Source organism: Actinoplanes sandaracinus (assembly GCF_030009775.1).
GTDB lineage: Bacteria > Actinomycetota > Actinomycetes > Mycobacteriales > Micromonosporaceae > Actinoplanes > Actinoplanes sandaracinus.
In genome coordinates, this window is record NZ_JASCTH010000023.1 from 1 (window position 1) to 19771 (window position 19771).

Genomic DNA, 19771 nt, shown 5'->3' on the forward strand with positions numbered 1-19771 from the left:
CGGGTCCGCCGGCCGCTGCCGTTCGCGCCTGCGCCGGGCTCAGGCGGTGGTCAGCCGGCGCTCCCGCAGCCGGCGGTAGAAGGGCTCGTGGTGCGCGCTGATCGCGGCCAGCCGCGGGTTGTTCTTCACGGTGTCCGCATATCGGGTGGTGACGGCGCTGAGGCCGGAGCTGGAGCTGACCGCGGCGTGCCAGCGCTCGGTGCGCTGCCATTCGGTGCGGGTGCCGGCCTGCCAGGTGAGGGTCTCCGCGCGGAACGGGATGCCGACCGCCGCGCAGTAGGCCGCAAAGATGCCCTGCGGGTCCCGGACTAGGTCATCGGCGTCGATGATCACCGGCGGGCGGCCGCCGGCGCGCTCCACCGCCTCGACCAGCTCCACCATGCCCTCGATGCCGATGTCTCCGACCTCCATCTCCGGCCGCAGCGCGTAGTAGGACGCGGCGATCTCCGCGGGCCGGCGGATCAGGAAGGTGTGCCGTACCTCGCGCAGGAACTGCGGGTCGGCGAGGACGGCGGGATACCGGTGGTCGGTGGTGTCCTTGAAGAAGACGGCTGAGCGTCCGGCGAGCGACCGGATGGCGTCGATCAGTTCCGGTCCGGAGTGCACCGGCGTACCGTCCACGGTGGTCTCGCCGTAGTCGGCGATGTTGCAGAACGGTTCGTGCAGCGCGACGACGTCATCGCGCTCCAGCATGGTGCGGAAGAACGCTGTGGAGCGGGCGCGGGGCGCGCTCCACAGCGCGATCACGGGGAATGCTTCGGTGTTGGCCTGCATGCCGCCAACCTTCCGCACCGGGGCCGGACCGGTCAGTCGGGAGGAACACCGATCCCGGCGCCGATCACGGCTCAGACCCGGAGCGTACGCGCGGCGAGACTGCGCCCGAACCCGCCCGCGGCCCAGGTGACCGTCTCCGGTCGTGGCCCGGGCAGCGCCTGCGCCGGTACGTCCGCGCCGTAGGCGATCAACCGCAGGGGCAGCGCGCCGGCCCCTCGTACGGTGATGGTCAGTTCCAGCGGTTCGCCGGGCGCGATGAGGTGCACGCCCCACTTCCAAACGGTCGGCGTTTGCGGCCGGTTCTCCCCACCGGGCAGCGTCAGCGCGTCGACCTGGGCATGCTCGATGCGGTGAGCGCTGGTGTCGGCGTAGACCGAGACGACCGTCGCCGCGCCGCCGTCCGCGCCGATGCGGATCCGGATCCGGCGCGAGTCGCCGGTGCGTTCGTCGGCGACGACCCGGGCGCTGGGCGCCGGAACCGGTACGGTCGTCGCCGGCCCGTGGCGATAACCGCTGGCGGCGTAGAGCGCCGGGAACGCCGCCTCGACGTCCTTCGCGGGCTGCGGGACGACGTCGTCGGACCAGGGCTCGCCGGCCGCGGTCGGGCTCAGCCAGGACGCTTGGGCGGCGTCCAGATCCAGCGCGTAGAGCAGGGCTACCTGGGCCGGGTGCCGACGGTCGACACCGTCGCGCGCCGTACCGAAACCGATCACCGCCGCGCCGACCACCGCGATCCCGGTCAGGCCGGCGGTCACGGCGCGGCGGCTCGGCAGGTCGACGACGGCCGGCAGCGCCGGCAGTGCGACCAGGGCCACCGGCACCAGCACGACCGCGGCCGATGCCAGGCCGAGCGTGGGGAAGACGACGGCGATCAGCGGGGTCAGCAGGGCGGCCGCGGGCAGGGCGGTGGCGGTGGTGGCAAGCGGTCGCCACGGCGAGGCCTCGTCCAGCCGGGCCGCCGCCGCCAGGCCCACCGTGCCGAACAACGCCGGCCAGAGGAAGAGGTACGCCGCCCCGGGCAGCAGGAACACGCAGAGCACGCCGAGCGTGGCGAACCAGCCCAGCACGCCGGCTGCCACGGCCGCCGCGGCGATGCGGCGGCGCAGCAGCCGGACACCCGCCGCGCAGACCGCCACGGCGAGCACGACCAGGCCGACCCGAGCGGCTCCCGGCCGGTACGGGTCGCCGCTGCCGAAGCCCAGGTAGTGGGGGTGGGCCACGGTCATCGCGGTCCACGCCGCCCAGCCGACCGCCGCCACCACCGCGAGCAGGACGGGCACCGTGGCGGCCACCGTGGCGACCGCCCGCAGCCGCAGCCGGCCGCGCCGTCGGGCGTAGCCGAGCGCGGCGAGCGACCCGAGCGCCACGATGCCGGCCACTGCGAGGTCGACTCCCGGCGGATAGTGGACCAGAAGGCCGAAGAGTGAGAAGTACGTCAGGTCGCCGGCGGTGGTCGAGGCCGGCCGGCCGTCGGCCAGCGCACGGGTCGCCGACAGCACCGTGGCACCGATGTCCTGCAGGCTGCCGTCGGTCAGGTTGGCCACGTCGTCCAGCGGAGTGTCGTAGCGCGCGGAATCGTCCATCACCGCGAAGTTCAGGCCGGTGAATCCGCGGTCACGGAAGAGGGTGAAGTCGGTCTCGTTGGGCAGCAGCCGATAGATCTCGCGTGAGGTGGAGCTGGCGAAGGGTGTCTCGGCGGCGAGCGCGGGGACCACCGCCCCATGCCGTTGTCCGGTTTCGAACATCACGGCCGGGCCGCCGGTGCCCCGGGCCTCCAGGTTGAGCACCACGGTCTGTGTCGGGTCGCCGGCGGCACCGGACGCGAGGTACGCCTCGGCGCCGAGCTGGCCCGGTTCCTCCGCGTCGGTCAGCAGCAGCACGACGTCCTGGCGCAGCGGGCCCGCGGCGCGCAGTGCCCGGGCGATCTCCAGGATCGCCGCCACGTTCATCGTGTCGTCGGTCGCGCCCGGGCCGATCGCCACGGAGTCGTAGTGCGCCACCAGCAGCACCTGGCTCGCCCCCTCGGTGCCCGGCACCGTCGCGGACACGTTGGCGACCCGTCCGGCCAGGTGTGCCCCGGAGGGGAAGGCCCGCGCGGCGGTGCGCTCCTGCACCTGCGGGCGCAGGCCCAGCCCGGTCAGCTGGTCCACCAGGTAGCGACGCACCTCGGCGTGCGCCGCCGAGCCGGTCGGATGGGGCTGCGCAGCCATTCGCTCGACGTGTGCCCGGGCCCGTGCCGCGGAGAACTCCTGCACCGGTGCGCCGGCGCCGGCCGCTTCGGGCAGTCGTAGCGGCAGCAGCGCCGACACGCCGGCCGCCGCGATGGCGAGTGCGGCGAACAGGGCGGCTACCCGCTGTCGTCGGGTGGGTCTCTCCGGCATGGACGGTCCTCCGGGTGTGGTGAGTGGCGTGCCGCGCGCGTCGTGCGGGCGTTGGGAGCGCTGCCACTATGCCGGGCGGATCGACCCGGGCGAACCGCCTTGCTACCGGACAGAAGTGGTCTGGCAACAAGTCACCGGTCGGCGTCGAGGCCCGCGCGACCGGCGGATCGGCCGGTCCGCGGGCGATGGAAGTTGTTGCCAGACAGCTTCATGAAGCCCGCTGGTACTGGCCTGTGGGCTTGTCACGTTGGAAAGTGATTCACGTCCGGGGCGCCGCAGCGCGCCGGACCTCCCGCGAACCGGCCCCATGGCCCGGCGCGGAATCATGCAACCGAGACCCGGAGGGTTTGCTGCAATGCCGAAGTTCGTTTTGCGTCGTATCGCCATCTCTACCGGATTGGCGCTCGCGATTGCGGCGCCGATGACCGCGGCGCAGGCCGCGGTCGGCTTTTCGGTCGACGGTGTGTCGAGCGCCGCGGCGAGCATGCCGGGCGGCCCGATCGGTGGCGGTACTGACTGGGGTAAGGGCCCGATCGGTGGCGGTACTGACTGGGGTAAGGGCCCGATCGGTGGCGGTACTGACTGGGGTAAGGGCCCGATCGGCGGCGGTACTGACTGGGGTAAGGCTCCGGGCGGCGACTCCGAGCTCAACGACGGCGGTACCGACTAGGGCGGCACGCCGATCGGCGGCACCAACAGGGGCACCGCCCCGGCCGACGGCTCCCATTCCGACGACGGCACCGACTGGTGATCAGACTTCGCCGCCGCAGCGCGCCGACGCACATCCGTCCGTTCTCTGCGCATCCATGAACTACAGGAGGATCCACCCACATGGCTTTGGTCGAGCTGCGTCAAGCCTTCCCCGAGTCGTCCGCTGCGACGCCGGACCGCTGGCCGACGCCCATTACCGGACCCCAAGTGGCTGAGGGAATCCTGGCCGCCGAGGACGCCGAACTCTACGGCGCTCTGAACGCCGAACACGACCGTCAGCGGCTCCAGTTGACCCTGGCGCCCGCGGCCACGCTCATCGCGCCATCGGTGCTGGCCTGCCTGGCGTATCCCGCGCTGCACACGGCCGGCCACGAGCTGTCGTCGCGGCCGACGCACGCCCAGGTCGAGGCGCTGGCCGCCTCGCGGGCGGAGGCGCTGTTCGGTGCCGAGTACGCCGACGTGCGCCCGGCCTCGGCCACCCAGGCGCTCGAGTTGGTGCTCACCGCTCTGCTGGAGCCGCACGACGCGGTCATGGATCTGCGGATGGCCCCCGGTCCGGCGCTCGGCGGCGACCGGCCCGGTGCCCGCCGGTGGGTCGGTTACGGGCTCACCGACGACGGCAGCGTCGACCACGAGGCCGCTGCCGCACTCGCTCGCGAGCACCGCCCGCGGGTGATCCTCTGTGGGGGGACCTCGCATCCGCGGGCCACCGACTTCGCCCGCTTCCGACGCCTTGCCGACGAGATCGACGCCCTGCTGGTCGCCGATATCTCGGCGGTCACCGGTCTGGTCGCGGCCGGGCTGCACGACAGCCCGGTCGAACGGGCCCATGTGACCGTCGCCGACACCCATCGTCAGCTCGGCGGCCCGCGCGGCGGGGTGATCATGACCGGTCCGGACGGCGACACTCTGCTGGACGGCGGGAACCAGACGCTGTCGCAGGTGCTGCGCCGCGCCGGCGACCGCGGCGCCCGCGACGCCGTGTCGCCCGCCACGGTGGCGGCGAAGGCTCGCGCCCTCACGCTGGCCGGCGGCGAGTCGTTCCGGACCCTGATGGCGACCACCGTGGCCAATGCCGCCGCGCTCGCCGGCGCGCTGCTCGACCTGGGCCATCGGCTGGTCACCGGGGGCACCGACACGGACCTGGTCACGATCGAACTGACCGGTACCGGGATCGGTGGCCGGCGCGCCGAACGGGTGCTCGCCGAGGCCGGGATCGTGGTCACGGCGACCCGGGTGCCGACCGATTCGCCGGGCGCCCCGGCCGGTGGCCTCGCGCTCGGCAGCACCGTCTCGGCCCAGCGCGGCATGGGCGACACCGAGATGCGGCGCTGCGCCGAGCTGGTGCACATGATGCTGCGCGGCATTCCGGCCGGCGATGAGGCGGGTGCGCCGGACCAGGTGGCGCTGCGTGCGGTGCGCGCCGAGGCGCGTGCGCTCGCCGGACGCCTCGCTCACACCTACTGAGAACCGGGTGTCTCGCCCCACCGACCGAGAAGCGGGCGCTGCACCCACACCCACTGAGAAGTCAAACGAAGAAGGACAGCCGGGAGGCGACTGTGGAGAACAACGACGAGACCACGTACGCGGTCGTGGTCAACGACGAGGAGCAGTACTCGATCTGGCCGGTGGCGCGGGAGGTTCCCCGCGGCTGGCGCCAGGTCGAGGTGACCGGGACCAAGGAGGAGTGCCTCGCCCACATCGACAACGTGTGGATCGACATGCGTCCGCTGAGCCTGCGGCGGGCGATGGCGGAGCCGACGGCCAGCTGACCCCCGATGCCGGCAGGGTCCGAGTGGCCCTGCCGCCCGCGACCGAGATGACCCGGCACGTGACGGAGAAAAGGAGGAACGACATGCGCGGCGACACCGATGCCGACCGTTTCGTCGGTCGGGGTCAGGAGCTGACGACATTGTTCGACTCCCTGCACCGAAGCCGGACCGGCCGGGTGCTCGTGGAGATCACCGGCGAGCCGGGGATCGGCAAGACTCGGCTGCTCGCCGAGTTCGCGTCCTGGGCGGCGGAGCACGACGCGCCGGTGGCCGACACGGTCGCGGCCGGCCGTGGCACCCCGCCTCGGGCAGTCGTGATCGACGACGCCGACCGGATCGCGGCGACGGGCCTCGCGGCGCTGGAGGAGATGCTGCGCCGGCCCGCCGAGGGCGGTGCCCTGGTGGTGCTCGCCTACCGGCCGCGGCAGGCCTCCGCTCGGCTGCAGGCGCTGCGCGCCACGCCGGGCTGGCAGGCCACCCACCTAACGCTCGGCGCGCTGGCCCCGGCCGACGCCGCCACCCTGGCGGCGACGCGGGCCTGCGACCGGCACCGTGCCGACGCGTACGCGGCCAGCGGCGGTAACCCGCGCTACCTGCGACTGCTGGCGGCCCTGTGCGCGGCTGCCGGCTGCCGGCTGGACGATGCCGCCGCCTTGGACCTGCCCGCCGACGACCTCGTACCCCTGCGGTTGGAGCTGGCCGGCCTCACGCCGGCCACGGTGACGGTGGCCCGGGCGGCGGCCGTGCTGGACGGCTCGTTGCGGCCCGAACTTCTCGCTCGGGTCGCCGAATGCGGCACCGCGGACGTGCTCGCCGCGATCGACGAGATGCTCGCGGCCGACGTGTTGCGCAGCGGTGCCGAGGCGGCGACGTTCCACTTCCGTCATCCGGTGCTGCGAGCGGTCGCCTACCACGACATCCCGGGCGGCTGGCGGCTCGCGGCGCACCGCCGCGCGGCCGAGGCCCTGCTGGTCGACGGTGCGCCGGTCGCACGGTTGGCCCAGCACATCGAGCAGATCAGCCGCACCGGTGACGGCACCGCGCTCGGCCTGCTGGTGGGGGCGGCGCGGGCGGTGGAACGGACCGCACCGGCCACCGCGGCGGCCTGGTATCAAGCCGCGCTGCGGCTGCTCACGCCGCTGCCGGAGCAGCGCACGAAGCGGTTGGAGTTGCTGACCGCCGTGGTCCGCACCAGCGGTGCCGCCGGTCTGCTCGACGAGTGCCGGGAGGCGCTGCAGTGCTGGGACGAGGCCGCTGCCGGCGACCCGTACGCCGCCGGCGGGGCCGGCACCGTGATCGAGTGGCGGGCCACCCTCGCGCGGCTGGCCGGCCGCTACACCCAGGCCCGATCGATCCTGCGCACCGGCATCGCCCGGCTGGACGCCGCGGCGGAGACCGGGCCGCTGCGTTCCGCCCTCGCCGGCACCACGCTTTTCGACACCGGATGGGACTTCGCCGACGATGCGCTGATCACCGCGGCCGGCGCCGACGACGCCGGAGCCCGGGTCCACGCCCTGGCGATGCACGCGGCCGTTCGGCTGACGCGTGGCGCGGTGGGCGCCGCGCTGCGCAGCGTGCACGAGGCGGCCCGGCTCGCCGACCGGCAGTCCGACACCGCACTGGCCGGCGACTGCGCGGCGCTGGCCGCGCTCGGCTGGATCGAGGCCTCTCTGGAGCGGTATCCGTTGGCCGGCACGCATCTGCAGCGCGCGCTGACGATCAGCCAGGCGACCGGGCAGTGGCCGAGCGCCGCCGTCGCCCTGGCCGCGTTGGCCACCGTGCAGCTGCGTCAGGGTCGGCTCGGCGAGGCCGCGTCGTATGCCGAACGGGCGGTTCAGCTCACCGCGGTGTCCGGCGCCGAGGATTTGCGGGCGATGGCGCTCACTGTGCGGGCACAGGTCTCGCTCGCCACCGGCGCCGTGCTGGCCTCGCTTGCCGACAGCCAGGCGGCCACCTCGATCGTGCCGCCCGACGGGCCGTGGTGGCGCCGGGCCGGGCTGGTGCATGCGCAGGCCCGGCTGGCCGACGGCGACCCGGACCGCTGCGTGACCGAGGTGCTCGACGTCGCCGGGGGCGATCAGCTGCCGGACCTGCCTGCCGTCGACCGGGTCGCGGCGGCCGGACTGCTGAGCCGGGCCGAGCTGGCCCGCGGCGGCTCCGCCGAGGCCCTGGCCTGGGCCGAGCGAGCCGACGCCACCGCACGCAGGCTGGGTCTTCCCGGGCTGCTCGGTTCGGCCGCGAGCAGTCGCGCCGCGGCGACCGGCAACGCGGTCGAGGCGCTGGTGCACGCGGTCGAGGCGGTCTCCGCGTGCACCACCGCGGGGCACCTGTTGGACGCCGCCGAGGCCCACCTGCTCGCCGGCCACGGGCTGCTGACCCTCGGCGAGCCGCACCGGGCCGGCCGGCATCTCGACGCCGCCGAGCACCTGGCCGCCCGCTGCGGTGCCGCCCCGCTGCGCGAGGAGGTGGCGCGGCGGCGGAGTGCCGCCGCGCCGGCCGCTCGCCCGGCCGAGGGCGAGCAGTACGTGCTCAGCCAGCGTGAGTACGAAATTGCCGGCCTGGTCAGCGAGGGCCGGACGAACCGGCAGATCGCCCGGGCGCTGGAGGTCAGCCAGAAGACCGTGGAGACGCACCTCGCGCGCATCTTCACCAAGCTTGACGTGACCTCCCGCGCCCAAATCGCCAACATGGTGGGCCGCGCTACCATCGTCGCCCGCCCTCGCGCCCGGGCCCGGGCCGGCGCCGGGCCGTCCCGCCGAGCCGCCGCCCCCGACGCGCGCCCGGCCAGCAGCGCCCGGCCCAGCGCCGCCACATGCGGAGAACGCACCATGCTGTAGTGGTCCCCCGGCACGCGTCGGGGGACCAGTCGTCCAGCGGCGTACCGGCGCCAGCCCTCGGCGAGCACGTCCGGCCGGTCGCCGTCGCCCGCCAGCAGCAGGTCGAGTCGGCCCGGCCAGACCCGTGGCGACCAGGATGAACCGGCGAGGGTGGTGGCCACCGCCACCTTTGCGCGCTGGTGCACCGCGGTGTGCTCGCCGGGGCGTACCAGGCCGGCCTCCGCCAGGGTGGAGACGGCCAGGTCGTATCCCTGCGCCACGCTGATCGTGCGCAGCCGTTGCGGGTCGAGCAGCACCGGTGGGTGCCCGACCGACTGGGCGAAACTGGCCACGAAGAGGGCCAGCGCATCGGCGTGGTCGACCGGCCGGGGCGTGTGCGGTGGCGGCGCGCTGTCCAGCAGGGCCACCATCCCGGTCTCCTCGCCCAGCCGCTCGGCGATCGCGAGCGCCAACCAGCCGCCCAGCGACCAACCCGCCAGGTGATACGGCCCGACCGGCTGGATCCGCCGGATCGCCGCGACGTGCCGGTCGACGAGTTCCGGCATGCGCTCCAGCGGCTCGCCGCCGTCGAGTCCGAGTGCCTGCAGGCCGTAGCACGGCTGGTCGGCGGCGAGGTGGTCGCCGAGGCCCAGGTAGGGCACGGCGGAGCCGCCGGTGGAGTGCACGCAGAACAGCGCCGGCCGCTCGCCCGTCGTGGCGATCGGCAGCACATGCTCGCCATCCTCGGGTTCGAGCGCCGTCGGTGTCTGCGCCGCGGCGGCGAGGTCGGCGAGCGTACGGTTCTCAAAGACCTGCCGCGGAGTGATCCGCACCCCGCGCCGGGCCGCCAGCTCCACCGTCCGGATCGCCGAGACGGAGCTGCCGCCGAGCGCGAAGAAGTTGTCCGCCACCCCCACCTGCTGCAGCCCGAGGACCTCGCACCAGGCTTCGGCCAGGGCGCGCTCGGTCGCGGTCGAGGGCGCCGTCGACGCGGTCCCGGCGATGCTGTCACCGGGTGCGGGCAACTTCTGACGGTCCACCTTGCCGTTCGGGTTCAGCGGGAGCCGGTCCAACCACACCAGGCGGGCCGGAACCATGAAGTCCGGCAGCGTGCGGCGCAGCGCCGCGCGTACCGCCACGTCGTCGGGCTGAGCGTCGGCCGGCACCAGGTAGGCCACCAGGCGTTGTTCCACGCCGTCGGTGCGCGCGACCACCACGGCGGCGGCCACCGCGGGGTCCGCCCGCAGCGCCACCTCGACCTCGCCGAGCTCGATCCGGAAGCCCCGGATCTTCACCTGATGGTCCATCCGGCCGAGGAACTCGATGGTGCCGTCGGAGAGCCAGCGGACCAGGTCGCCGGTGCGGTACATCCGTTGGCCGCTGCCGCGGAACGGGTCCGGCAGGAACCGCTCGGCCGTCAGGGCCGGCCGGCGGTGATAGCCGTGCGACACTCCGGCACCGCCGAGATACAGCTCGCCCGGCACACCGACCGGCAGCGGCCGCTGCCACCGATCCAGCACGTAGCTTGTGCTGTTGGCCAGCGGCCGCCCGATCGGCACCCGGGCCGGCGCGCCGGTGACCTCGCACGCGGTGGCGTAGACGGTGGCCTCGGTCGGCCCGTACGCGTTGACGATCCTGGCGTCGGTCGCGGCCGCGAGCTGGGCGACCAGTGCGGGAGCGAGTGCCTCGCCGGCGAGCAACAGCAGCTGCAGCTTTCGCAGGGCCGCCCGCGCGGCCGGATCGTCGACGAGTAGTTGGGCCAGCGACGGCGTGCCCTGGAGATGTGTGACGCCGTGCCGGGGGATCAGGGCAGCCAGTGATGCCGGATCGGTCGGCGGTGCGAGCAGGTCCTCGGTGCGGCCACTGGCCACCACGACCCGGTACCCGCGCGCCAGGGTCCACAGCAGCTCGGTGACCGATACGTCGAAGGAGACCGACGCCAGCGCCAGCCAGGTGCCCGGCTCCGTGCCGAGCAGCCGGTCCATGACCGTGGTGAACGCGGTGAGTTGGGCGTGCCGTACCCCGACGCCCTTGGGACGGCCGGTCGAACCGGACGTGTAGATCATGTAGGCCAGCCGGTCCGGGGGCACTCGCACCGGCGGGGCGGTGGCCGGCTCCTCGGCCAGCAGTCGCTCCTGCGTGGCGAGGTCAAGCACGGTCCCAGCGTCCACCCGATCGCGGCCGACTTGATCCACCACGACCGCGGTCGGCGCGGCGTCGTCGAGGATCTGCGCGAGCCGGTGCGACGGGTACGCCGGGTCCAGCGGCAGGTAACCGGCCCCGGCCTTGAGGATCCCGAGCAGGCCGGCGACCAGGTCCACCGAGCGGTCGACGCAGATGCCGACCAGGTCGCCGGGGCGCACGCCGATCCGGTGCAGCCGGTGGGCGATCCGGTTAGCCCGCTCGTCGAGGGCCGCGTAGCTCACCGTGCGCCCGCCGCTGATCACCGCGTCCGCGTCGGGTGTGCGCGCGGCCCGCGCGGCGATCACCTCGTGCACCGGGGCTTCGTCGGTGTGTCCGGTCGCGGTGTCGTTCCAGGCGAGCATCACCTGGTCGCGCTCCGGCGGGGTGAGTAGCTCCAGCTCGCTGAGTCGGCGGTCCGGTCGCGCGACGGCGCTCTCCAGCACCCGTTGGTAGTGCCCGAGCAGGCGGGTCATCCGGTCCGCGTCGAACAGGTCGGTCGCGTACTCGAGGCTGAGGTCGATGCCGGTCAGCCCCGGCCGTTCTCCGACGCCGAGCCCGGCGTCGAAGCGGGAGGTGGTGCCGCCGACCACGACCGGATCCATGGTGACCTCGCCGAGCCGGCCGCCGTCCGCGCCGGATCCGGTCATGAAGAGGGCCACCTGGAACAGCGGGTTACGTCCGGGGTCGCGGTCCGGTCGAAGGTCGGTGACCAGCCGGTCGAAGGGCAGCTCCTGGTGGGTGTGCGCGCCGAGGACCGCCTCGCTGGAGCGCGCCAGCAACTCCCGGAAGGTGGGGTCGCCGGCGGTGGAGGTGCGCAGTACCACGGTGTTGGCGAAGAAGCCGATCAAGGGCTCGACCTCGGCGCAGGTGCGGCCGGAGAAGATCGAGCCGAGCGCGATGTCGTCCTGCCCGGTGTAGCGCGACAGCAGAGCGGTGAATCCGGCGAGCGCCACCGGCAGCATCCGGGTGCGGTCCTTCTCGGCCAGTGCCGCCAGGTCGCGGTGCAGCTCGGCCGGCAGCAGCCGGTCGGCCACCGCGCCGGCCCAGGTCGGCTCGGCCGGTCGTGGCCGGTCGCCGGGAAACTGCAGGGTGGGCAGGCCGTCGAGTCGGGCGCGCCAGTACGCGAGGTCAGTCGCGAACCCGGTCTCGGCCCGTTCCCGCTGCCACACCGCGTAGTCGGCGTACTGCACCGGCAGCACCGGTAGCTGCGGGGTACGCCCGGTGCGGGCCGCCTGGTACCCCTCGGTCAGCTCGGTCATCAGCAGCGAGGTCGACCAGGCGTCGATGGCGATGTGATGTAGCGCCAGCACCAGCAGATGGTCGTCGTCGGCCAGGCGGGTCAGCACGGCTCGCAGCATCGGGCCGCTGGCCAGGTCGAACGGCCGGCTGCCCTGCTCGGCGGCGAGCCGCCGGACGTGCTCGTCGCGGTCCGCGGCCGGCGTCTGCGGCGACTGCAGCACGGCCAGCGGGAAGACCGCGGGCGCGGGGTCGACAACCTGGCGGGGCCCGTCCGGGGTGGACAGGTAGCGGGTGCGCAGGCTTTCGTGCCGGCGCACCATCTCGGTGAGGGCGTCGCGCAGCGACCCGACGTCCAGCCAGCCGCGCAGGCGTAGCGCCAGCGGCGAGTTGTAGACCGGCTGCCCACCGGCCATCCGATCCAGGAACCACAACCGTTCCTGGGCGAAGGACAGCGGCAGGGGCGCGTCCCGGCGTACCGGCCGCACCCGCGGCGGCGTGACCGGCCGCCGCGACGTCCGTAGCTCGCGGAGCAGTCGCTCCCGCTGCTGCGGCGAGAGCCGGGCCAGCCGCTGCCGGACGTCCTCGGTGGTGTCCACCATGTGCCTCGTCTCCTCCCGATCGGCGTCACACGCCCTCGCGGCCAGAGTTCCGGCGCCCGCGCCGTCCGGCCAGTCCGGGTAATGACGGACGAGTCCCCGCGGGCCGCGGCTGCCAGGGTGAGTCCGTCCGGAGCACGACCGAATACCGCGGAGGAGAGCCATGACCGGCCGGAGGAATCGCACGACGGACGGAGGCGACGTATGAGCGTCTTCGGCCTGGCCGCAGAGGGCCTCATCGAGACGTCGCTGCATGATCACGTCACGCAGGCGGCTGAGGACGGGTTCACCGTCCTGCGCCGCGCGCAGACGCAGCAACTGACCTCCCTCGAGGACCTCGAGGGCTTCCAGCAGTTCTGGGACGACCTACGGCTGGACGAGGAGCTGGCCGACGGGGGAAAGTACCGCTACCGCCGCTACGGGCGCCTGCACGTCCGGGTCGAGCCGAGCGGGCCGCGCTTCGCGGTCCTGCCGCACACCACCTTCCGGCAGGACGTCATCCCGCTGTGGCAGGGCAAGGACCGCTCGTTCGCCCCGGCGTCGGCGGAGGCCCTGCTGCACCCCGGGATGCGCGCCCTGGTCGGCCTGGACGCCCAGCTGGCCACCGCGCTCAGCGGCCGCACCGACTGGGAGGTCGGGGTGCATCTGGTCCGCATCGTCGCCCCGTACGGTGCCGCCGGCAAGCCGACCCCGGAGGGGCGGCACCGCGACGGGCACCTGTTCGTCGGCATGCACCTGCTGCGCCGCGATGCCTGCGAGGGCGGGGAGTCCACGGTCTTCCCGGACCACGGCGCCCCGGTGCGGTCGACCCTCGTCGACCCCCTCGACTCGATGTTCGTCGACGACCATCGGGTCATGCACGAGGTCTCGCCGATCCGGGCGACCGCCGGTGACGGGGTGCGCGACATGCTGCTGGTGGATCTCAACCCGTTCGACCCCGGCGTCGCCTGATGGGCCGGCTGGACCAGGACGCTGCGATCGCGCTGCTGCGCGAGATGGTGCAGATCCCGTCGGTGTCCGGCGCCGAGGGGCAACTGGTCGGCCGGCTCGCCGCGCTCACCCGTGACTGGGGCCTGCGCAGCCGGATCGACGAGGTGGGCAACCTGCACGTCGAGGCCGGCGCCGCGGACGGCCCGGAACTCATGCTGCTGGGCCACATCGACACCGTGCCGGGCGACCTGCCGGTCCGGCTCGAGGGGAATCGGCTGCACGGCCGCGGCACGGTCGACGCGAAGGGTCCGCTCGCCACCATGCTGTGCGCCGCGCGGCGGCTCGCCGACCGGATCCCGGCCAGGATCGTCGTGGTCGGTGCGGTGGACGAGGAGCGCACCTCGGTCGGGGCGCGGCACCTGATGAACCGGCCGGCGCCGGACGCCGTGGTAATCGGGGAGCCGAGTGGGGCGGACGGCGTCGGGATCGGCTACATGGGCATCGTCCGGTTCGCGCTGGATGTGGTGCGGCCGGCGGCGCACACCAGCTCGAAACAGCGCACCGCCGCCGAGGTCGCGATCGATCGCTGGCCTGAGCTGCGCGAACGGCTGGCCGCCGGGTACGACCTCGAGGGGCCTCTCTCCGAGCGGCCGCTGCCCTCGGTCGTCGCCGTACGCGGCGACCTGGAACAGTCCCGGCTGGAGGTGTCTTGCCGGGTACCGATCGGGTTCGACGCCGAGGCCTTCGCCGCCGAGCTGCGGCAGTGGGCCGACGGCGACCGGCTCACCGTCATCGAGCAGGTTCCGGCGGTGCGCGCCGCGCGTACCTCGCCGGTGGCCGGCGCGCTGCACGCGGCGATCCGCGCCCGCGGCGGCCGCCCGCGGCACCGGCTCAAGCTCGGCACCTCGGACTGGAACGTCGTCGGTCCACGCTGGGGCGTGCCGATCGCCGCCTACGGCCCGGGCGACTCCCAGCTCTGTCATACCAGTGCCGAACACATCAGCTTGCCCGAATATCTCACCGCCATCGACACGCTCACCGACGCGCTGGAACGGCTGGCGAACTCGATGCGACCCCTGCTCGCCACTGCCGGTGGCGTCCGAGAAGGAAATGGAGGCAACGGCTCGTGACCACAGAACGACGGCCGTTGGCCGTGCTCACCTCACGGGTGCGCCTGGAGGAACGACTGCTCCTGGCCGAGCTGCGCCGGCGCGATGTCGATTTCGTCCAGGTCGACACCCGCCGGCTCACCCTGCGGCTGAACAACGGTGAACCGCTGGAGCTGCCTTACCGGGCGGCGCTCAGCCGGGAGATCTCGCACACCCGCAATTCCTACGCCGCCAAGCTGCTGGAACACGCCGGCGTGCCGGTGGTCAACTCCGCGCGAGTGATCGACCTGTGTGGCGACAAGCTGCTGACCACGCTGGCGCTGCGCGAGGCCGGGCTTCCGACCATCCGGGCGATGGTCGGCCTGGTCCCCGAGGCGGCCCTGGCCGGCATCGACGACTTCGGCTTCCCGGCGGTGGTCAAGCCGGTGACCGGGTCGTGGGGACGGCTGGCCGCCCGGCTGCGCGACCACGAGTCGGCGGAGTCCATCCTGGAGCATCGCGAGGCCTTCCACGGCCCGCAGCATCAGATCACCTTCGTGCAGGAGTACATCGACAAGCCGGGCCGCGACATCAAGGCGTACGTCTTCGGCGGCGAGGTGATCGGCGCCATCTACAAGGTGCACGACCACTGGCGGACCAACACCGCACGCGGCGGCCGCGCCGAGGTCTGTCCGCTCACCGACGACCTGGTCAAGCTGCTGCGCCGGACGGCCGAGGCGGTCGGCGAGGGCATCCTCGGGGTCGACGTGATCGAGCACCGGGACGGCACGATGTACGTCAACGAGGTCAACCACACCCCGGAGTTCCACGGAGCGGTGGAGGTCCTCGGTGTCGACCTGGTCGGCGCCTACGTGGACTACGTGCTGGCCCGGCTCGCGGTGGGAGCGACCCGGTGAGCGGGTTGCCGGTCACCGCGGATCTGACCCTGCGGTTCGCGGCCGATCGCGCCGGCCGGGTTCGCCCGGTCGGCCCGGACGCGCCGGTGACCTGCTCCGGGCAGCTAATGGCCCTCCCACCGGGCCGCTACGACTGGCTGCACCTACGCACGGACGCCCCGGCGCCGCGGCGAGCCACCGTGTGGCTCTACTACCGCAACGGGGTGGATCCGGAGCACTGGGACATTCCGGCCGGTGACGGCGCGTTCAGCCGGATCCCGGTGCCCCGCCGCGACGACCTGCTGGCGATCGGGTTGCCGGACGACCCGGCGGTCGTGGGCCGTGCCGTGTGTGTGGTCGAGTCGCGAGAGGATGCGCCGTGAGCGACAAACTGGCCATGTTCGGCGGGCCCCGCACCGTGCACCGGGCCGACGTCACGGCCGACCGGATCGGCTGGCCGGTGGTCACTGACGCCGAGCACGCCGCCGTCCGCGGCGTCTTCGACAAGGGCTTGTACACGTCGAACGACGCCGGTCGAGGTGAGGTGTCCGCGCTGCAGCGGGACTGGGCGCAGTACGTCGGGGTGCGGCACTGCGCCGCGGTCGCCAACGGCACCGCGGCGCTGGAGCTCGCGCTCGCCGCGCTCGACCTGGAACCCGGCGCCGAGGTGCTGGTCCCGGCGCTCACCTTCATCGGCAGCGCCGTTCCGATCGCGCAGCGGGGGCTGGTGCCGGTCTTCGTCGACATCGACCCGGACACCTACACCATCGACCCGGTCGCCGCGGCGGCCGCGATTACCCCGCGCACCCGGGCCGTCATCGCCGTGCACCTGCACGGCCTGCCCTGCGACATGGCCGCGCTGCGGAGCCTCGCCGAGCGGCACGGACTGCACGTGATCGAGGACGCGGCGCAGGCGCAGGGCGCCCGCTACCAGGGCCGGCGCACCGGATCGTTCGGCGCCGTCAATGCCACCAGCCTCAACGTGGTGAAAAACCTGCCCACCTGCGGCGAGGGCGGCCTGATCACCACCGACGACGAGGACCTTTACGAGCGGGTGGTGCTGCACCGCCAGTTCGGCGAGGACCTGCGCGCCGGCCGGGAACGCGACTACCTGTCCCGGGTCCTCGCCGGCAACGCGAAGCTCAGCGCCGTGCAGGCCGCGTTCACCCGGTGCCAGCTGGCCCGGCTCGACGCCGACAGCGAGCGGCGCGACACGGTGGTGCGCGGCTTCCTCGGCCGGCTCGCCGAGCTGCCCGGCCTGCGGGTGCCGGTGTGCCCCGACGACCGTACGCACGCCTGGCACATCCTGCGGCTGCGCTTCGACCCGGAGCCGCTCGACGCGGTCGGGGTGGCGAGCGGTGCCCTGCGGGCGGTGCTGCAGCGGGCGTTGCGGGCCGAAGGGGTGCCGGTGCAGCCCTATCAGATCGTGCCGCTGCCCGGGCAGCCCGCCTTCCGGCGGACGGCCGACCCGACTCGCGCCTACCGGGTCGAGGACCACCCGGTGAGCGCCGCGGTGATCGAGGACTCAGTGACCCTGCAGCGCTGGCACCTGAACCCGGCCTGCGGGCCGGTCCTGGACGCCTGCGCCGACGCCTTCGAAAAGGTCTGGGCGAACCTTCCTCGGCTGCTGCCGGTGGCTCGCTCGATGGATTACCGGCCGCCGTGGCACGCCGCCCTGGCTCTGGAGGGAGCAGCGTGAGCAGCGCGCCGATCGTCGACGAGACCACCGTGCTGGCGCACCGGATGCGCGAGCACATCCTGCGGATGGGCGCCACCGAGCACGGCACCCACGTGGGCGGCAGCCTGTCCTGCGCCGACGTGCTGGCCGTGCTCTACGGCGAGGTGCTGCGGGTGCGTCCGGACGAGCCGGACTGGCCGGAGCGGGACCGCTTCGTGCTCAGCAAGGGCCACGCCGGGGCCGCGCTCTACGCGGCCCTGGCCGAGCGCGGCTTCCTGCCGGTCGACGAGCTCGAAACGTACGGCCGTCGGGGCGGCCGCCTGGCCGGACATCCGCTGCGTCGGCTGCCCGGCGTCGAGTTCCCGACCGGGTCGCTGGGCCACGGGCTGTCGCTGGCGGCCGGCGTCGCGCTGGCGTTGCGCCGCACCGGTCGTACCGGCCGCGCGTTCGTTCTGCTCGGCGACGGCGAACTGCAGGAGGGGTCGGTCTGGGAGGCGGCGATGGCGGCCGGACACCACCGGCTGGACAACCTGATCGCCGTGGTGGACCGCAACGGCTTGCAAATCACCGGCGGAACCGAGGAGTGCATCACTCTCGAGCCGCTCGCCGACCGCTGGCGCACCTTCGGGTGGCACGCCGTCGAGGTCGACGGGCACGACGTGGCCGCGCTGCGCGAGGTCTTCGCCGGCGTGCCGCGGCAGGTCGGGCGGCCGACCGTGGTGATCGCCCGGACGGTCAAGGGCCGCGGGGTGCCGCTGTTCGAGGGGAAGAAGAAGAGTCACTCCGTGCAGTTGACGCCACGGCTGTACCAGCGCGCGGCGGCCGGTCTGAAGACGAGGAGGCCACAGTGACGGTGACCATGGCGATCGACACCGACTGGATCGAGCGTTACTCGGTGGCGTCGCGCGACGTCTACCGCCGGGTGCTGGCAGAACTGGCCGCCGCGGACCCGCGGATCTTCTGCATGGACTCGGACATGGGCGGGTTCGAGGACTCGTTCGCCGCCCACCTGCCGGAGCAGTACGTCAACGTGGGCATCGCCGAGGCGAACCTGCTCGGCATGTCGGCCGGCCTGGCAGCGACCGGGCTGCGGCCGTACGCGAACACCATCGCCAGCTTCGCGGCGGCCCGTGCCTGCGAGCAGATGAAGATCGACATCGCGGGCAACGATCTGCCGGTGCGGGTGGTGGTCACCCACGCCGGGCTCTCCGCCGGTCACTACGGCCCGACCCACCACGCGGTCGAGGACATCGCGATCGTGCGCACGCTGCCGAACATGACGGTCGTGGTGCCGTGCGACGCGGCGGAGACCGAGTACGCCGTGCGCGCGACCGCCGACCTGCCCGGCCCGCTGTTCCTGCGACTGGGCCGGGCGGCCACCCCGCTGGTGCACACCCAACCGTACGAGTTCCGGCTCGGCCAGGCGCACGAACTGCGCGCCGGCGACGACGTCACGATCGTGGCGACCGGGCCTTATCCGGTGGTGATGGCGTTGGCGGCGCAGCGGATGCTGACCGGCCACGGCGTGCACGCCCGCGTGCTGAACATGCACACCGTCAAGCCGATCGACCGGGCGGCGCTGGTGCGCGCGGCCCGGCAGACCCGCGGCATCGTCACGGTCGAGGACCACGTCGTGGCCGGCGGCCTCGGCGCGGCGGTGTGCGAGGTGGTCGCCGAGGAGCATCCCTGCCCGGTGCGCCGGATCGGGGTGCCGGACCGGTTCAACGACTTCGTCGCCGACGAGAAGGACCTGCTGGTCGAGGCGGGCGTCAGCCCGGAGCGGATCGCCGAGGCCGCGCTGGCGGTGCTGCGTCGGTGACACCCGCGCCGCCGCTTCAGCCGTGCCGGACCCCGGGATCACGCCACCAGGCGAGCAGCTGCGGGCACCGCAGCCGCGGCTGGGCGAAGGCCGACACCGTCGCGGCCGGCGCCGGGTAGTGCCGTTGCGCCGCGCCGGCGCTCACCTCGGCGCGGACGGCGCGCAGTTCGGCCGCTGCGGCGCCGGCCCAGAAGTCGGCGCCCACCGGTCGAGCCGTCGCCGGCAGCGACGCCCGGTCTCGGCGGGCCGCGCCGAGCGGCCCGTCCCGGCTTTCGCTGATCCGGCACACCGTCCCGGTCGGCACCGCCCACCAGGTGACTGCCACTCCGGGCTGGTCGCCGGTGGTGTCCGCCTGCGGATAGACCAGTGGCTCGTCGGCAGCGTCGGCGAGCCGCTGCATGTGCACCTCGCTGAGCGGCTTGTCGGGGTTCGGGAAGTGCCGGACGGTGTGGTAACCGACCCGGGTGTAGAAGGCCGGATTACCGCGCTCGACGACCGCATCCAGCGTGACGCGGGTCGCACCGGCCGCCCAAGCCTCGGCCTCCAGGCGGCGCAGCAGCCGGCGACCGGTCCCGCCGTGCCGCAGTCCGGGCGCCACCGCCAACCGCCGGACCTCCCAGGTGTGCGGGTTCAGCGCCGCGGCTCGGACGGCACCGACGCAGACGCCGCGGTCGTACGCCGTGATCAGGCGCAGGCCGGCCGCCAGGTCGGCGCGCACCTCGTCGGCGGTCGCCCGGGCGCCGTCGGCGGCCGGTAGGCCGGGCACCAGATCTCCCCGGGCGTAGGCGGCCCGGGTCACTTCGGCGATGGTCTCCGCCAGCGCGTCGCTGACGACGGTGGCGACCGAGATTTCCAGTTCCCCCGCAGGGGCCTGCATGGCAGACATC

14 protein-coding genes and 1 pseudogene are annotated in these 19771 nt (G+C 73.8%); 11 read left to right on the forward strand and 4 right to left on the reverse strand.

Features of this window, described 5'->3' with window-relative positions; all coding sequences use genetic code 11:
• Positions 1–39: 39 nt before the first annotated feature.
• Positions 40–774, reverse strand: coding sequence for a sulfotransferase-like domain-containing protein (locus QLQ12_RS30640; RefSeq protein ID WP_282763987.1), 735 nt, complete (start codon positions 772–774; stop codon positions 40–42).
• 71 nt (positions 775–845) lie between these two features.
• Entirely contained in the window at positions 846–3155 is a 2310-nt protein-coding gene (locus tag QLQ12_RS30645) for a M20/M25/M40 family metallo-hydrolase (RefSeq protein ID WP_282763989.1), read from the reverse strand.
• Between the two features lie 355 nt (positions 3156–3510).
• Here QLQ12_RS30645 and QLQ12_RS30650 point away from each other — a divergent pair, with 355 nt between their 5' ends.
• The 4 genes from QLQ12_RS30650 to QLQ12_RS30665 all read left to right on the forward strand — a co-directional run bounded on the left by QLQ12_RS30650 (position 3511) and on the right by QLQ12_RS30665 (position 8475).
• Entirely contained in the window at positions 3511–3825 is a 315-nt protein-coding gene (locus QLQ12_RS30650) for a hypothetical protein (protein ID WP_282763990.1), read from the forward strand.
• A gap of 248 nt (positions 3826–4073) precedes the next feature.
• Positions 4074–5333, forward strand: coding sequence for a serine hydroxymethyltransferase (gene glyA, locus QLQ12_RS30655; RefSeq protein WP_282763991.1), 1260 nt, complete (start codon positions 4074–4076; stop codon positions 5331–5333).
• A 92-nt stretch (positions 5334–5425) separates the two neighbouring features.
• The gene (locus tag QLQ12_RS30660) at positions 5426–5638 is read left to right on the forward strand and encodes an MbtH family protein (protein WP_282763992.1); all 213 of its coding nucleotides are present in this window, start codon (positions 5426–5428) and stop codon (positions 5636–5638) included.
• 83 nt (positions 5639–5721) lie between these two features.
• Positions 5722–8475 (forward strand): helix-turn-helix transcriptional regulator, encoded by a 2754-nt coding sequence (locus QLQ12_RS30665; protein WP_282763993.1) that lies wholly within the window; start codon positions 5722–5724, stop codon positions 8473–8475.
• A 32-nt stretch (positions 8476–8507) separates the two neighbouring features.
• Here QLQ12_RS30665 and QLQ12_RS30670 read toward each other — a convergent pair.
• A pseudogene (locus tag QLQ12_RS30670) lies at positions 8508–12728 on the reverse strand (amino acid adenylation domain-containing protein); the annotation flags it as partial.
• On the opposite strand from QLQ12_RS30670, the gene QLQ12_RS30675 reads away from it, so the two are divergent.
• Genes QLQ12_RS30675 through QLQ12_RS30705 form a run of 7 tightly spaced genes read left to right on the forward strand, consistent with a single transcriptional unit; the run spans position 12678 to position 18884 of the window.
• A complete protein-coding gene (locus QLQ12_RS30675) occupies positions 12678–13424 on the forward strand; it encodes a 2OG-Fe dioxygenase family protein (RefSeq protein WP_282763994.1) in 747 nt (248 codons plus the stop codon). The pseudogene QLQ12_RS30670 and the gene QLQ12_RS30675 sit on opposite strands and share 51 nt — an antisense overlap.
• Positions 13424–14533, forward strand: a complete 1110-nt coding sequence (locus QLQ12_RS30680; RefSeq protein ID WP_282763995.1) for a M20/M25/M40 family metallo-hydrolase — start codon at positions 13424–13426, stop codon at positions 14531–14533. The genes QLQ12_RS30675 and QLQ12_RS30680 overlap by 1 nt, the downstream gene beginning before the upstream one ends.
• Positions 14530–15408: a lysine biosynthesis protein LysX gene (lysX, locus tag QLQ12_RS30685; protein ID WP_282763996.1), complete on the forward strand. Its 879-nt coding sequence runs from the start codon at positions 14530–14532 to the stop codon at positions 15406–15408. Before QLQ12_RS30680 ends, lysX begins: the two co-directional genes overlap by 4 nt.
• Positions 15405–15770 carry a hypothetical protein gene (locus QLQ12_RS30690; RefSeq protein WP_282763997.1) on the forward strand — a complete coding sequence of 122 codons (366 nt, stop codon included), beginning with the start codon at positions 15405–15407 and terminating at the stop codon, positions 15768–15770. The genes lysX and QLQ12_RS30690 overlap by 4 nt, the downstream gene beginning before the upstream one ends.
• Positions 15767–17086, forward strand: a complete 1320-nt coding sequence (locus QLQ12_RS30695) for a DegT/DnrJ/EryC1/StrS family aminotransferase (protein ID WP_282763998.1) — start codon at positions 15767–15769, stop codon at positions 17084–17086. Before QLQ12_RS30690 ends, QLQ12_RS30695 begins: the two co-directional genes overlap by 4 nt.
• Entirely contained in the window at positions 17083–17916 is an 834-nt protein-coding gene (locus QLQ12_RS30700) for a transketolase (RefSeq protein ID WP_282763999.1), read from the forward strand. The genes QLQ12_RS30695 and QLQ12_RS30700 overlap by 4 nt, the downstream gene beginning before the upstream one ends.
• Entirely contained in the window at positions 17913–18884 is a 972-nt protein-coding gene (locus QLQ12_RS30705; protein ID WP_282764000.1) for a transketolase family protein, read from the forward strand. Before QLQ12_RS30700 ends, QLQ12_RS30705 begins: the two co-directional genes overlap by 4 nt.
• 16 nt (positions 18885–18900) lie before the next feature.
• Here the strand turns inward: QLQ12_RS30705 and QLQ12_RS30710 are convergent, their stop codons facing one another.
• Positions 18901–19770 carry a GNAT family N-acetyltransferase gene (locus QLQ12_RS30710; RefSeq protein WP_282764001.1) on the reverse strand — a complete coding sequence of 290 codons (870 nt, stop codon included), beginning with the start codon at positions 19768–19770 and terminating at the stop codon, positions 18901–18903.
• Position 19771: the final 1 nt, after the last annotated feature.